Origin of the sequence: Pseudomonas sp. P42 (assembly GCF_017973755.1) — a bacterium.
GTDB classification, from domain to species: Bacteria; Pseudomonadota; Gammaproteobacteria; order Pseudomonadales; family Pseudomonadaceae; genus Aquipseudomonas; species Aquipseudomonas iridis.
The window spans coordinates 213167-228768 of the sequence record NZ_JACOPU010000006.1 but is presented as its reverse complement, the minus strand read 5'-3'; the positions used below and the strand labels follow the sequence as shown (position 1 = coordinate 228768).

Here is a 15602-nt window from a genome sequence, read left to right as displayed (position 1 = left end):
GTTGTTAAGCAGTCCACAAGTCATTCATATTGGCTTCTACGAGAATACCCTCCTCGGTTCAAGTGTTATGGGCGGGGGTCGCGTCGGGCACCCGCAAGGGTGGCTGGTCTAGCGCCAGCATTCTTACCTTCGCGGCTTCGCCCACCATCTGGCCATATAGACCTTTCAGCTCAATATGTGTTCTAGAGTGGACTCCACCAGCGATTGCTCCGGCGTGTGCAAGGCATGAAAGCCTAATATCAGCTGCCATATCCATGGGCACGACTGCCTTAATCTTATGATCCTTAAGGACCTATCTGATACCCTTTCGGCCATCATAAACTTTCGACATACACCTACTGGCGATCTTACCTTCGCCTAACATACCGAGGTTCCATGCAAGCCGAGATGCAGGAGATTAGCGACCATCTCTACCGTTTTGCTCCATTTGACAAGCTGCCTAGAGAGTCAGTAGACGCTACGGCACGGCGAGTGGATGTGCGCTATTTCAAAGCCGGCAGCGACATCCTGGAAGCTGGCGAAGTTATCCAGGATTTGCACTATGTTCGCAGCGGAGCCGTAGAGATTTATCGACGCAACGGTGAACTCTACAACCGGCTTGTCGAAGGCGATATCTTTGGCCAGGCAGGGCTTTTACGCAGCAACAAAGTACGTTTTCCTGCGAGAGCACTTGAAGACAGTCTGATTTACTATATCCCCGCAGACGTCTTTGCCGATCTATGCGCACAGCATGACGCCTTTGCGGATTTCGTTGAAGCTGAAGGGCACTCCAGGCTCAAGTCTGCTGTCGAGGCGCAAGGGCGGTCGAGCGAACTGATCCAGCTCAAATGCCGAGCCTTGCTGTCACGCTCGCTAGTGTGGGTTACATCGGATACCACCGTTCGCGAGGCTGCAAGGCTAATGACCGAACAACGTGTTGCTTGCGTCGTGGTCATGTCGCCAGCGGGACTGCAGGCAGGAGACACCCAAGGCATTGTGACCGACAGGGATCTTCGCACGCGGGTCGTCGCTGCCGGAAAGAATGCCGGTGAAACACTCATCAGCGACATTATGACTACAGATCCAGTGGCCATAAATGCTGATGATTCAGGGTTTGAAGCCATGCTTGTGATGCTACGCCGCAATATCCATCACCTGCCGGTTCTCAACCAGGGCCGCCCGATTGGCGTAATTAACCTGTCAGATATTATTCGGTACGAGTCCCACAGTAGCTTGTACCTGGTCAACAGAATATCTAACCAGACTTCCGTCGACGGTCTAAAGTCGCTCTTACGAGACCTACGAGGAACGTACATCCGCATGGTGCGAGATGGTGCGACCGCGCACATGATCGGCAGCGCTATCTCTGGAATCGGCAGAGCTTTCACGCAACGCCTGCTGGAACTTGCGGAAAAAAAGCTGGGCCCTCCACCAGTACCTTATTGCTTCATGGTACTCGGCTCGATGGCGCGCGATGAGCAACTGCTGATAAGCGATCAAGATAACGCTTTGGTGCTGGACGATCGATTCGACCCCTCCTCGCATGATGCATATTTCCGTAGCCTTGCATCGTTTGTGTGCGATGGCCTCGCCGCGTGTGGGTACAGCTACTGTAAGGGCGGGATCATGGCGACCAACGATCAATGGCGCCAGCCTTTGAAAGTTTGGCGCAGCTATTTTGATCAGTGGATCGAAAAACCAAACCCGACAACCTTACTCAATAGCTGCATCTTTTTCGATCTGGATGGCGTATTTGGCCAGCTCTCGCTGGTGCAAGAACTCAAAGTCCTGTGTGCTCAAAAATCCAGTCTACATCCCGGATTTCTCAACGCTATGGCAAGGATTGCGCTCAACCGGACACCCCCACTGGGATTCTTTCGTACCTTTGTCGTCGAGACAGATGGGCAACAGAAGAGAATCATCAATCTCAAAGGTCGCGGTACCGCCCCGCTCACCGACCTCATTCGCATCCATTCCCTCGCTTGCGGCAGTACCGCGCAGAACTCGTTTGATCGTATCGATGCAATCACTAGCGCTAATATCATGCCGCCCGAAGCACTTAAACACCTGCGCTATGCGCTGGAATTCCTCTCCATGGTGCGGATCCGGCATCAGGTAGAGGCCCTGGAGCAGGGAGAAACGCCCAATAACTATATCGAGCCTGAACGCTTCTCTAATAGCGAGCGACACAATCTCAAAGAGGCCTTCCAAGTCTTGAGTAACGGCCAGAACTTTTTGCGCTTTCGCTACCCGGCAAAGGGCCGCACCTCAAAATGAATGAGGCCAAGGTGCAATCGGATTACCCGGCGGACTGGCCAGACGAGTTCCGGGAATTGGCGCAGAAGTCGGCTAATTCCTGCTTGAGAGCGTTTTATCAGACGGGCGTTGTCTCACCACAAACCCTGATTGAAAGCGTGGAATTTCTTGCAATGGACGTGGAGACAACCGGGCTCAATGCCCAGGCTCACAGTATTGTCAGCATCGGTTTGGTGCCGTTCACCTTGAAGCGCATCTATTGCAGTAAGGCGGCGTATTGGGTGCTAAATCCATCATCAGAACTGAATGAAAAGTCAGTCACTTTCCACCATATTACCCACGCTGAGATTTTGAATGCTCCCTCGCTCCCAGAAGTGCTGGAGCCGCTTCTGCAGGCCATGGCTGGCAAAGTGATTGTCGTCCATTACCGCAATATCGAGCGTGAGTTTCTTGATGCAGCACTGCGTAGGCACCTCGGAGAAGGCCTGATGTTTCCGGTCGTAGACACGATGCAATTGGAAGCCAGGATGCATCGGCAAAAGCAAGGCTGGATTGCCAGGCTCTTGCGCCGCCCGCAGACATCCATACGATTGGCCGACAGCCGCACGCGCTATAACCTTCCAGCCTATCAAGGGCATCATGCGTTAACCGATGCCCTCGCTACCGCTGAGCTGCTACAAGCGCAGATAGCTACCCATTATTCACCTGCGACACCTATTGGTGCGCTATGGGACTGAATGCTCTGCGCTCTGCGCGCGCTCGACATGCCTCGGATAGGAGGCTCCTCAGGAGCCTCGACAATTTGTCAGAAGATCTCAATGGTTCCAGCGGTCGCTTTCCGCACAACCGCTAGCGGGGCTCGGACATCAGTCCCTTGACAAGGGATACGCAACCCAGCGCCAGAACAAGTGCGAAAGGCAGGCCCGTCGATACAGCCATAGCCTGCAGCGCCACAAGACCGCCGCCCAACAGTAGCGCAATGGCAATCACTCCCTCGATGACAGCCCAAAATACACGCTGCGGAACAGGCGCATCGACCTTGCCCCCTGCTGTGATCGTATCAATGACCAGGGAACCAGAGTCCGAGGAGGTGATAAAAAACACAATGACGAGAACAATGCCCAGGAACGAAGTAATTTCCTTGAGGGGTAGTTCTCCCAGCATCGCGAATAGCTTCAGCTCCAACACAGCATCCTTGACGCCAACCAGGTTTTGTACGGTAGCCTGGTCAATGGCAGTCCCGCCAAAAGTCGTCATCCACAATACCGACACCACGGTTGGAACCAGCAAGACCGAGATCAGGAACTCTCTGACTGTTCGGCCACGGCTGACGCGGGCAATAAACATCCCCACAAAGGGAGACCAGCTAATCCACCATGCCCAATAAAATGCAGTCCAGCCTTGAGTGAATTCAGTGTCAGTGCGTCCGAAAGGGTTGGAAAGTGCCGGAAGGTACTCAGCATACGTCACCAGATTTTTAAAGAATCCAGTGAAGATCGCCAAGGTGGGCCCAACAACAATGATGAACACTAGCAACAGCAATGCGAGGCCCATATTGATTTGAGACAGCATCTTGACGCCCTTGTCCAAGCCAGCAAGTACCGACCAGAGCGCAATTAAGGTGATACCAACGATCAGCACTACCTTGCTTAGATTCGTCGACTCAATACCAAAGAGATATTCAATCCCTGCTGCTGCCTGCTCTGCTCCTATCCCCAAGGAGGTCGCCAGTCCAAACAAGGTGGCAAATACCGCCAGGATATCGATCATGTGCCCCGGCCATCCCCAGACGCGCTCGCCTAGCAATGGATAGAAAATCGACCTTATGGAGAGCGGTAAGCCTTTGTTGTAAGAGAACAGCGCCAAGGATAAAGCAACGATTGCGTATATCGCCCAGGGATGGAGTCCCCAGTGGAAGATAGTGGCAGCCATTGCCAAGTCGGCGGAGGCCTTTGCATCACCCGCTGCTCCCCCTAACGGTGCCCAGTCGGTGCGCACACCACTTGCATCGACGGTCACACCGCCCATGGATGCCTGATAATGCGACATAGGTTCGGCCACGCCGTAGAACATCAAGCCGATGCCCATTCCCGCGGCGAAGAGCATCGAGAACCAGCCCACATAGCTATGGTCTGGTTTAGCGTCTCTACCGCCCAAACGAACCTTTCCCAGCGGGGAAAAAATCAGCACGATGCAGAGCACCACAAATATGTTTGCGATGCTCATGAACAGCCAGGCGAGATTGCCAGTTAACCAATTTCGGATAGAACTAAACAGCGGCTCAACCTCATTTTGAAGTGCGAGCGTCATAATCACGAATAACAGGATTGTTGCGGCTGAAATGATGAACACTTTGCCGTGAATATCGAGGGAGAACGAAAACTCACCCTTGATATTGTCTTGCCCGATGACATAGTCGGTGTCGATCAGATTGGCAGCTCCGCTAGGAGCAGGAATGCCATCCTCACCGTTTTGATGAGGTTTTTCCGGTAGATCATCGCTAGGTGATCGGCCCATAAGAGCCTCCTTGATTGTGGCACGCTGTAACGTGCAATGGCCGTTAGCCCCGCTGTTCCTATGGTATAAACGAGATGTGTAGGGTCCTATACTAACAAGCTTTCTAATCATGAGGCGAACGCTGCCTGGATCAGCCCCAGGAAAGCACGGCACCGTTCCCCTCTGAAATTAAAGAACGCGGACACGGATATGCGGTGGGGGACTTAAGCCAATCCATGATTAATCATCAGCCTCTAACGAAGCTAAAAGCCGCTATATTCCTTTGATTCCGGTCGCACGCTGCCGTCCCATTTGCACGGAGATCGCGATTTTTTTACGCAAAAATTACACGTATTGAATGTTAGCTATCGGATACTTCGCGGCGTTAATTTTGGCAGGCTAACTTCATGTCCTCCGCTGCACTCAGGCTTGTCGGTTTCATCTTAGGCATCTTTCTAATCACGTTGGGTGTGAGCATGGCTATACCCATGATCACGCTGGTGACTTTTGAGCGCAACGACGACCTCTCCGCCTTTCTCTGGTCAAGCTTGATCACGTTCATCTGTGGACTTCTGTTGATCGTGCGAGGGCGCCCGGACAATGTTCAGCTTCGTCCGAGGGATATGTATCTATTGACAACTTGCAGTTGGGTGGTGGTGTGTACCTTCGCAGCGTTGCCTATGGTGTTCATCAGTCACATCAGTTACACCGATGCGTTCTTTGAGACGATGTCCGGCATCACTACAACTGGCTCAACCGTTCTAAGTGGTTTGGATACCGCCTCACCCGGTTTGTTGATCTGGCGCTCGATGCTGCACTGGCTGGGTGGTATCGGCTTCATCGGCATGGCTGTAGCGATCCTTCCACTGCTGCGGGTGGGTGGCATGCGTCTTTTTCAGACAGAGTCCTCAGATTGGTCGGAGAAAGTAACGCCCCGCTCCCATGTGGCCGCTAAGTACATCCTCTTTCTCTATCTGGGGCTAACGGGCGCCGGAACTCTCGCACTATGGATCGCGGGGATGACACCCTTTGAGGCGGTCAACCACGCGATGTCCTTGATCTCTACTGGCGGTTTCTCAACCTCAGATGCATCACTTGGCCACTGGACACAGCCCGCGATTCACTGGATAGCGGTCGTCATCATGATTATGGGAAGCCTGCCCTTTACCTTGTACGTCGCGACGCTGCGCGGTAATCGTCGTGCGCTGTTCAAGGACCATCAGGTGCGCGGATTCGTAGGTTTTTTGGTCGTGACCTGGCTTGCGGTGGGTACGTGGCTGTGTTTACACAGCGACTACGGATGGTGGGATGCGTTTCGTATCGTGGCGGTCAATGTGACCTCGGTCGTCACGACCACCGGAGTCGCTTTAGGCGATTACACCTTGTGGGGTAGTTTTGCCGTTCTGTTGTTCTTCTATCTGACCTTTGTTGGTGGCTGTTCGGGTTCAACAGCAGGAGGCCTCAAAATCTTCCGCTTCCAGGTTGCTGGAGCTCTATTAGTGAGTAGCCTGAAGCAGTTGATCCATCCTCGTGCAGTGATTCAGAAGAAGTACAACGGTCATCCGATTGATGAAGAGATCTTGCGTTCGCTGTTGACCTTCTCATTCTTCTTCACCATCACTATTGCAGTGATCGCCTTAGGACTCGCCCTGATCGGACTAGATTGGACGACAGCATTGAGCGGAGCTGCCACTGCAGTGTGCAACGTGGGGCCAGGTTTAGGCACAATCATCGGGCCTGCTGGCAACTTCTCAACACTACCTGACGCAGCAAAATGGTTGCTTACCATTGGCATGCTGCTTGGACGGCTGGAGATACTCACCGTGCTGGTACTCTTCACACCGGTTTTTTGGAGGTATTAGTACTCTCACGGTCAGTTCAAGAATGGGTCCTGCAACAATTGGCCCGAGGCTTTCTTGAAAACGCGGAAGCTGCCACTAAGCCAAAGAGTCCAGCTCAATAGGCCTGCCGTGTGATTCTTCCAGCTAGTGAGGTCAGTTGATCCTTCTCGTGCTGAAGCGTAAGCGTGATCTCTGCGCGAGTGATGAGAAGATCCACGTGCCTGTTGCATGCATCTTTAAAGATCGCTGGGTTTATTTCAGCGAGGCTGATGAGGGCTTTTAACAGTCGTAGGTTTACTTCTAGCAAAGCTGCACCGTCTCTGCTGATCGGGGCAAAAAAGTCATCGAACAGATCATCAACCGTCAATCCTCGGAGAAAGACCTGTTTACAGCCCTGGTCTGTTTGCGAGCCAGAGACGTGAGGCTTGCTCCAGCAAGTCAAAGTCCTCACTCCCCTGCCAATGACATCGATGGCTGTTCCTGGGTCGTTCACCGCAGGCGACAAGGCGCGAGAAGCGATTTCCGAAAGAACGCAGAGTCCGAAGCGGGGATCATTTTCAAAGGTTCGCCGCACGCCTATGGTCAGCGTCGCTAGAACCTTCTCTCTTGCAGTATCGGTATCCCCGGCCCTCGTCTTCCCCAAGCTCACGATGTGTAGGAGTGGCATTCCCTCGTATACAAATGTCCCCGGGAGCACATCCAGATAAATCTGTATTTCATCATGCTGAGCAATAGCTCCAAGTGCACTCACATCGATATGTTGCACATAGCCTGTTAGCTCACTTTTAACTGTGATTGAGCTTGGAGGTAGCGACAGATCGGCTGGGTAAGCTGAGCCGCCTAAGTAGGGCCACTGAACACGTTGAGTGATTGCCTTTATTGCAGCCTTTTCGACGCGGTCGATGGTTTCTCCCACCCTTCCGAGTTTTGACAGGTGATCAATCCAGCGCAGGAGGGTGTAAACAATCAAGATGACCACAATTATCGTCACTGCGAACAGCAATACTCGACCTTGCGTGCCATAGGCGCCCGTGCTCAACGCGATGATCCCCACCAGGCTAAAAAGGAATGAGCCTATGAATGTGGCAAGTGCATTTTGGGTCGTGGTGTCCTCCATCACCAAGGTGGTAGCGCGCGGTGTCACTCCGCTGCTCGCGGCCCCGTAAGCGGTGACCATCGTGCTTAACGAGAAGGTTGTGACGGCCAGCATGCTAGAGGCAATGATCCCCAGAATATTGTCCACGGCATCCGCGCCGATGCGCGCCGACAATGATTCAGGGATGAAGTCTTTGACCACCACAGCGAGCAGTGCGGTCGCTACTCCGAGAACTGAAAACAAGGAAGCTCTGAACCACAACCTCTTTGTCAGTTGGCTTATTACCCAGCGCCAGCGAGCGATCATGTGCAATCCTTCAATGACTACGTCAGTTAACGTCGGGAGCAGCGCATAAGTTTTCTCCGGCAATTTGAAACGGATTTTCATCCCGGCTAGAAAAACATTACGGCTCGTGACCCGTCTCGAGAACATCCCCGTTCGAAATGTCAGCTTACCTGGCGTGTAGCAGCGGTCTGCAACGGGTGCGGACCTCAGCTAAAGATGGAAGGCTGGCCGATTGCGCTTCCCGCGCTTATAGCGCCCCCCGGTTCCGTGCCAACATCACCTGATAGATCTGAGTTACCACCTGCGTCGCCGCCTCTTCGATTGTTCCTTCATTACGACAGAGAACCCAACCGTGATCGGCTACCGCTTTTTCGAACGACTCGGTACACGCAACGTGCGCGGCATATTTCTGAATCACAGTGCCGCCCAGTCCTCGCGAACGTGTCGCGGCCCTTTCCCATGAAATTTCCGGTTCGGTAACGACGCCGACATGCAGGTCTGGCACTTGTACGTCTCGATCCATGTTCAACTGGAGAATGTCGGAAAACGGGACTGTTTGCCGAAACGCGGCGTCAGATGGATACCAGCGATCAATCAAGATGATGCTGTCTGGCGGCTGTTTCGTCAGTACGTGACGGGAAATCCAGCTACGACTTTCAGCAAAACCCTGGCATACAGCCCACTCCAGATCCGTGGAGGGATTTCGGGCGAGATTGTTAACCAGGGCCATGGTTTCACCCCTGAAAGGATCGCTTTTTCTCTCGCAAAGCCGGATGACTTTCTGGTTGCCCGCGCGCAGTACCTGCGTAATGGCTTCCAACAGTGTGGTTTTGCCGGTGCCCTTGGGCCCATCCAGAGAAACGAACAGCGGACGATTCATTGTTCACACAACAACTGAGACATTGATGAGCACTGTAACCTCATTTCCGGGTATTCCATCAGCTCACCCCTGCCCCTTGCTGATACTCACGAGGCGTACAGCCAAACTCCCGTCGGAACACCGTATGCAGATACTGCGCCGACTTGAAGCCACAACTGCGTGCGACGTCGGCAATCACCGAGTCGGTATTTCTTAGCCCGCTGGTGGCCGCCGCCAGTTTGAAACGCAGGATCTCGTCATGCACGCTGCAGCCTCGCTCAGCGCGAAAATGCGCTTCGAGTGACGAACGCGATACGCCGACATAAGCCGCTACCTGCGCCGTTTTGATGCCCTGGCAGGCGTATTGGCGGATGAACAGCAGCGCTTGCATGACGTGCGGATTGCCCAAGGGTTGGTGCAAACTCGACACTTGCACATTGACCGCATCGGGAGGAATCAGAATCTGCGTGCCGGTGGACGGCAGGCCGTGCAGCATCTGGTGGAGTAATTGCGCGGCGGTGCGGCCCATGGTTTCGGTGCCCTGGATGACCGAACTCAACGGCACTCGAGTCAGGCTGCGGGTGAGCGGGTCGTTGTCGATGCCGATCAAAGCCACCTGCTCTGGCACGGCGATGCCGGCGGTCAGGCAGGCCTGCAGCAACTGGCGGGCACGAGCGTCACTGACGGCGATGATACCGATGGGCTTGGGCAGGCCTTGCAGCCAGGCAATCAGCTGCTCGACGGCGCTGTCCCAGAGCGGCGCACTCGTACCCATACCGCGATAGATTTCGGCGTGCAGGCCGTCGCGCTGCATCAGTCTGCGAAAGGCTTTTTCCCGCTCCTGAGCCCAACGATTGGCCTGCGCTTCAGGCAGACTGAAGCAGGCGAAACGCTGCAGTCCCGCCTCAATCAAATGGTTGTAGGCCAGCGTCATCAACGCGTTGTTATCGGTGGCGACATACGGAATCGCTTTCGGATAGGCACGCTTATCCTCATACGAGCCCCCCACCGCTACCACCGGCAACTGGATGTCGGCCAGCGCTTCGCCAATCAGCGGATCGTCGAAGTCGGCAATGATGCCGTCACCCTGCCAGCGCTCGATCCCTTTCAAGCGACAGAGAAAATCCTCCTCCAGGAAAAGATCCCATGAAGCGCGGGTGCTGCTCAGGTAGTTGCCGATGCCGCTGATGATGCCACGGTCGTAGATCTTGCTGCCGTTGAACAACAGGGCGATGCGGTGAACAGGCGGTACGGTTTTCATTGTTTTTATGCTTGTTCTGAGCCCCTTGCTCGGAGGCGATGCAGACAGACTAGGCGCGTGGGCGACGAACCTCAATACGCAAAATCGCACCCCGTGTTGGTGTTTTTCATAATCAGCGGGCACCGGGCCGTTGCTAGTATCGAGACACCGCCAAGAACAACAAGGACAAGGTCAATGCAGTATTTCCCCGATGTCGAGCCGATTCGCTATGAAGGTCCGGACAGCGAGTCTCCCCTATCCTTTCGTCATTACGACGCCGACAAAGTCATCCTCGGCAAACCCATGCGCGAACACCTGCGCATGGCCGCCTGTTACTGGCACACGTTTGTCTGGCCGGGTTCCGATGTGTTCGGCGCGGGGACGTTCAAGCGCCCATGGCAACACGCCGGCGATCCGATGGAACTGGCCATTGGCAAGGCGGCAGCCGCCTTCGAATTCTTCACCAAACTGGGTATCGACTATTACTGCTTCCATGACACAGATGTCGCCCCGGAAGGTCAGTCGTTGAAGGAGTACCGCAACCACTTCGCGCAAATGATTGATCACCTGGAGCGGCATCAGGAAGAAAGCGGGATCAAGCTGCTGTGGGGCACCGCCAACTGCTTCAGCAACCCACGCTTTGCCGCGGGTGCCGCAAGCAACCCCGACCCCGAAGTGTTCGCCTGCGCTGCTGCCCAGGTGTTCAGCGCCATGAACGCGACCCATCGCCTCAAAGGTGCCAACTACGTGTTGTGGGGCGGTCGCGAAGGCTACGAAACCCTGCTCAACACTGACCTGAAACGTGAACGCGAACAACTGGGCCGCTTCATGCGCATGGTGGTCGAGCACAAGCACAAGATCGGTTTCACTGGTGACCTGCTGATCGAACCCAAGCCGCAGGAACCGACCAAGCACCAATACGATTACGACAGCGCCACCGTGTTCGGCTTCCTCCAGCAGTTCGGGCTGGAGCACGAAATCAAGGTCAACATCGAGGCCAACCACGCCACCCTGGCCGGCCATAGTTTTCATCACGAGATTGCGACGGCCGTCTCGCTGGGGATTTTCGGCAGCATCGATGCCAACCGGGGTGATCCGCAAAACGGCTGGGACACCGATCAATTCCCCAACAGCGTCGAAGAAATGACCTTGGCCACCTACGAAATCCTCAAGGCCGGCGGGTTCACGAATGGCGGGTTCAACTTCGACTCCAAGGTTCGCCGGCAAAGCCTCGATCAGATCGATCTGTTCCATGGTCATGTCGGTGCCATGGATGTGCTTGCCCTGTCTCTGGAACGCGCAGCGGCCATGGTGCAGAACGACGAACTACAACGGCTCAAGGATCAACGCTACGCCGGCTGGAAGCAGCCGTTCGGGCAGGCGCTGATGGCGGGTGACTTCAATCTTGAGTCCTTGGCCGAGCACGCTTTCACCAACGAGTTGAACCCGCAAGCCGTGAGCGGTCGCCAGGAAATGCTCGAGAACGTCGTCAACCGGTTTATCTATCGCTGATCACCCACAGAGTCTGCGGGCGCGCCACGCGGTGACATTTCAACGACAAATCTGTGCCTGCGGCGCTTGCGGATTCTCTACAGTTTTACCAGCCCGATAACTCATCGTCAGGCCGTGTCTTTCCAACAACAATAAAAGGACGCCCCACATGAAGAACGTAAAACGCACGCTGTTGGCCACCGCCCTGGCGCTGCTGTCACTGCCGGTGATGGCTGACGCTACCCACCCCAAAATCGGCTTCTCCATTGATGACCTGCGATTGGAACGCTGGTCGCGTGACCGTGACTATTTCGTCGCGGCGGCAGAAAAACTGGATGCCAAGGTCTTCGTACAGTCGGCTGATGCCAACGAGCAAAAGCAGATTTCGCAAATCGAAAACCTCATTTCCCGCGGCGTCGATGTCATCGTCATCGTGCCCTTCAACGCCACGGTGCTGACCAACGCGGTGGCCGAAGCGAAGAAAGCCGGGATCAAAGTCGTGTCCTATGATCGTCTGATCCTTAATGCCGATGTCGACGCCTACATTTCCTTCGATAACGAAAAGGTCGGCGAGATGCAGGCCAGCGGCGTGCTGAAAGCGGCGCCCAAGGGCAATTACTTTTTGCTCGGTGGTGCGCCCACCGACAACAACGCAAAAATCCTGCGTGAAGGCCAGATGAAAGTCCTGCAACCGGCCATCGACAAGGGTGATATCAAGATTGTCGGCCAACAGTGGGTGAAGGAATGGAACCCGACCGAAGCGCTGAGCATTGTTGAAAACGCCCTGACCCGCAACGACAACAAAATCGACGGCATCGTCGCCTCCAACGACGCCACGGCGGGCGGCGCCATCCAGGCCCTGGCCGCGCAGCAACTGGCGGGCAAAGTGCCGATTTCCGGGCAGGACGCCGACCTTGCAGCGGTCAAGCGAGTAATCGCCGGCACCCAAACCATGACCGTGTACAAGCCGCTGAAACTCATCGCCACCGAAGCGGCCAAGCTCTCGGTACAACTGGCGCGCAACGAGAAACCCACCTACAGCTCGCAGTACGACAACGGCAGCAAAAAAGTCGACACCATTCTGCTCACGCCTACACCGTTGACCAAGGACAACATCGATTTGCTGGAACAGGACGGCTTCTACACCAAGGCGCAAATTGCCGGGAAGTGACCGGATCGCAAATCTCTGGTTAAACCTTGTGGGAGCGAGCCTGATCGCGAAGGCGGAGTGTCAGTCAATAAAGCTCTGTCTGAAAAAGCGTCTTCGCGAGCAGGCTCGCTCCCACAGAGTTAAGTGTCTGAGCCTTATGGAATACGAGCCCTCGTTATGTCTGACTATTTGCTGCAAATGAACGGAATCGTCAAAACCTTCGGCGGTGTCAAGGCGCTCAACGGTATCGACATCAAGGTCAAACCGGGGGAATGCGTAGGCCTGTGCGGCGAGAATGGCGCCGGCAAGTCCACACTGATGAAGATCCTTTCGGCGGTCTATCCCCACGGCACCTGGGACGGTGAAATCCTCTGGGACGGGCAACCGCTCACGGCGCAATCGATCAGCGAGACGGAAGCAGCCGGGATCGTCATCATTCACCAGGAACTGACGCTGGTGCCTGACCTGTCGGTGGCCGAAAATATTTTCATGGGCCATGAACTGACGCTGCCTGGCGGGCGGATGAATTACCCGGCGATGATTCACCGCGCCGAAGCTTTGATGCGCGAGCTGAAAGTGCCCGACATGAACGTAGCGCTGCCGGTATCGCAGTATGGCGGTGGCTATCAGCAACTGGTGGAAATCGCCAAAGCCCTGAACAAAAAGGCCCGCCTGCTGATCCTCGATGAACCTTCATCAGCCTTGAGCCGCTCGGAAATCGAGGTGTTGCTGGACATCATCCGCGACCTCAAAGCCAAGGGGGTTGCCTGCGTCTATATCTCGCACAAGCTCGATGAAGTGGCTGCCGTGTGCGACACCATTTCAGTGATCCGCGACGGCAAACATATCGCCACCACCGCCATGGCCGACATGGACATTCCACAGATCATCACCCAAATGGTCGGTCGGGAAATGAGCAACCTTTACCCCACCGAGCCACACGACATTGGCGAGGTAATTTTCGAGGCCCGTCACATCACCTGCTACGACGTCGACAACCCCAAGCGCAAACGGGTCGACGATATCTCGTTCGTCCTCAAACGCGGCGAGATCCTCGGCATCGCCGGGCTGGTCGGCGCCGGCCGTACCGAACTGGTGACCGCATTGTTCGGCGCTTACCCGGGGCACCATGAGGGCGAAGTCTGGCTGGACGGCCAGCCCATCGACACCCGCACGCCGCTCAAATCGATTCGTGCCGGCCTCTGCCTGGTGCCGGAGGACCGCAAGCGCCAGGGGATCATTCCGGACCTGGGCGTCGGCCAGAACATCACCCTCGCCGTGCTGGACACCTACTCGAAACTCACCCGTATCGATGCCGAGGCCGAGCTGGGCAGCATCGATCATGAAATCGCCCGCCTGCACCTCAAGACCGCCAGCCCGTATCTGCCAATCACCAGCCTGTCGGGTGGCAATCAACAAAAAGCCGTTCTGGCGAAGATGCTACTCACCCAACCCCGGGTGCTGATTCTCGATGAGCCGACCCGAGGCGTGGACGTCGGTGCCAAATACGAAATCTACAAGTTGATGGGCGCGCTGGCGGCCGCAGGCGTGTCGATCATCATGGTGTCGTCGGAGCTGGCCGAAGTGCTCGGCGTTTCCGATCGCGTGCTGGTGATCGGCGAAGGTCAGTTGCGTGGCGACTTCATCAACCATGAACTCACCCAGGAGCAGGTGCTCGCCGCCGCCCTCAGCCAGCCTGGCAGCCATAACAATAATGATCGGAAATCCGCGTAAATGAATCAGGTCAAACAACTGTTCACCCGCTACAAAATGCTCGCGCTGGTGTTTGCCGTGGTGTTGATCTGGCTGTTCTTCAGCTGGCAGACCGAGGGCGGATTCCTCACCCCGCGCAACCTCTCCAATCTGCTGCGGCAAATGTCCATTACCGGAATTCTCGCCTGCGGCATGGTGCTGGTGATCATCAGCGGCGAGATCGATTTGTCGGTCGGCTCATTGCTGGGCCTGCTCGGTGGCCTCGCAGCCATTCTCGATGTGATCTACGACGTCCCGCTGCTGGCGAATCTGAGCCTGGTCGCCCTCTGTGGACTTTTGATCGGTCTCGCCAACGGTTACATGGCGGCTTACTTGCGCATACCGTCCTTCATTGTCGGACTGGGGGGCATGCTGGCGTTTCGCGGGATTTTGCTGGGGATTACCGGCGGCACGACCATCGCGCCGGTGTCGCCGGAACTCGTCTACATCGGTCAGGGGTACTTGCCCCACGCGATCGGCACCGGCCTGGGCGTTCTGCTGTTTGCGCTGACAGTGTTCTTGACCTGGAAACAACGGCGCAATCGCGCCCTTCACGGCCTGGCGGCGCGTTCGCTGGTGCGTGACGTCATCCGCGTGTTGGTGATTGGCGCCGTGCTGGCCGGCTTCGTCCAGACGCTCAACAGTTACGACGGCATTCCCGTGCCGGTCTTGTTGCTGCTTGTTTTGCTGGGCGTGTTCAGCTATGTCGCCAGTCAGACCGTGTTCGGTCGGCGCGTCTATGCCGTCGGCAGCAATATGGAAGCGACGCGCCTGTCCGGTATCAATGTGCAGGCCGTGAAACTGTGGATTTTCGGGATCATGGGCGTGATGTGCGCCCTCGCCGGCGTGGTCAACACCGCGCGCCTGGCCGCCGGTTCACCCTCGGCCGGCAGCATGGGTGAACTCGACGCCATCGCCGCCTGCTTCATCGGCGGCACCTCCATGCGCGGCGGTTCGGGGACAGTCTACGGCGCCCTCCTCGGCGCGCTGGTCATCACCAGCCTGGACAACGGCATGTCCATGCTCGACGTCGACAGCTATTGGCAGATGATCGTCAAGGGCAGCATTCTGGTGCTGGCCGTGTGGGTGGATGTGAGTACGCGCACCGGACGCCGTTGAGGTGCGATGACTGTGGCCACGGGCATCTTTTTGCTGAC

Annotated in this window: 11 protein-coding genes; 7 read left to right on the top strand and 4 right to left on the bottom strand. The window is 55.8% G+C overall.

Translation table 11 applies throughout. From position 1 onward, the window contains the following. The first annotated feature begins 375 nt into the window (after positions 1-375). Together H8B20_RS20460 and H8B20_RS20455 are read left to right on the top strand one after the other, a co-directional pair. Positions 376-2256: a DUF294 nucleotidyltransferase-like domain-containing protein gene (locus H8B20_RS20460; protein WP_210624376.1), complete on the top strand. Its 1881-nt coding sequence runs from the start codon at positions 376-378 to the stop codon at positions 2254-2256. Then, entirely contained in the window at positions 2253-2972 is a 720-nt protein-coding gene (locus H8B20_RS20455) for a 3'-5' exonuclease (RefSeq protein WP_210624375.1), read from the top strand. Before H8B20_RS20460 ends, H8B20_RS20455 begins: the two co-directional genes overlap by 4 nt. Before the next feature lie 112 nt (positions 2973-3084). Here the strand turns inward: H8B20_RS20455 and H8B20_RS20450 are convergent, their stop codons facing one another. Next, the gene (locus tag H8B20_RS20450; protein ID WP_210624374.1) at positions 3085-4752 is read right to left on the bottom strand and encodes a BCCT family transporter; all 1668 of its coding nucleotides are present in this window, start codon (positions 4750-4752) and stop codon (positions 3085-3087) included. 386 nt (positions 4753-5138) lie between these two features. Here H8B20_RS20450 and H8B20_RS20445 point away from each other — a divergent pair, with 386 nt between their 5' ends. After that, the gene (locus H8B20_RS20445) at positions 5139-6593 is read left to right on the top strand and encodes a TrkH family potassium uptake protein (protein WP_210624373.1); all 1455 of its coding nucleotides are present in this window, start codon (positions 5139-5141) and stop codon (positions 6591-6593) included. 94 nt (positions 6594-6687) lie between these two features. Here H8B20_RS20445 and H8B20_RS20440 read toward each other — a convergent pair whose 3' ends face one another. The 3 genes from H8B20_RS20440 to H8B20_RS20430 all read right to left on the bottom strand — a co-directional run bounded on the left by H8B20_RS20440 (position 6688) and on the right by H8B20_RS20430 (position 10073). Then, on the bottom strand, positions 6688-7974 hold the full coding sequence (locus H8B20_RS20440) for a DUF2254 domain-containing protein (protein ID WP_210624625.1): 1287 nt from the start codon (positions 7972-7974) through the stop codon (positions 6688-6690). 226 nt (positions 7975-8200) lie between these two features. Further along, positions 8201-8833, bottom strand: coding sequence for a dTMP kinase (locus H8B20_RS20435; protein WP_210624372.1), 633 nt, complete (start codon positions 8831-8833; stop codon positions 8201-8203). A gap of 58 nt (positions 8834-8891) precedes the next feature. Next, entirely contained in the window at positions 8892-10073 is a 1182-nt protein-coding gene (locus H8B20_RS20430) for a XylR family transcriptional regulator (RefSeq protein ID WP_210624371.1), read from the bottom strand. A gap of 174 nt (positions 10074-10247) precedes the next feature. Here H8B20_RS20430 and xylA point away from each other — a divergent pair, with 174 nt between their 5' ends. The 4 genes from xylA to H8B20_RS20410 all read left to right on the top strand — a co-directional run bounded on the left by xylA (position 10248) and on the right by H8B20_RS20410 (position 15564). Then, positions 10248-11564, top strand: coding sequence for a xylose isomerase (xylA, locus tag H8B20_RS20425; RefSeq protein ID WP_210624370.1), 1317 nt, complete (start codon positions 10248-10250; stop codon positions 11562-11564). 148 nt (positions 11565-11712) lie between these two features. Further along, a complete protein-coding gene (xylF, locus tag H8B20_RS20420) occupies positions 11713-12714 on the top strand; it encodes a D-xylose ABC transporter substrate-binding protein (protein ID WP_210624369.1) in 1002 nt (333 codons plus the stop codon). 156 nt (positions 12715-12870) lie between these two features. After that, on the top strand, positions 12871-14427 hold the full coding sequence (xylG, locus tag H8B20_RS20415) for a D-xylose ABC transporter ATP-binding protein (protein WP_210624368.1): 1557 nt from the start codon (positions 12871-12873) through the stop codon (positions 14425-14427). After that, a complete protein-coding gene (locus H8B20_RS20410) occupies positions 14428-15564 on the top strand; it encodes a sugar ABC transporter permease (RefSeq protein ID WP_210624367.1) in 1137 nt (378 codons plus the stop codon). Positions 15565-15602: the final 38 nt, after the last annotated feature.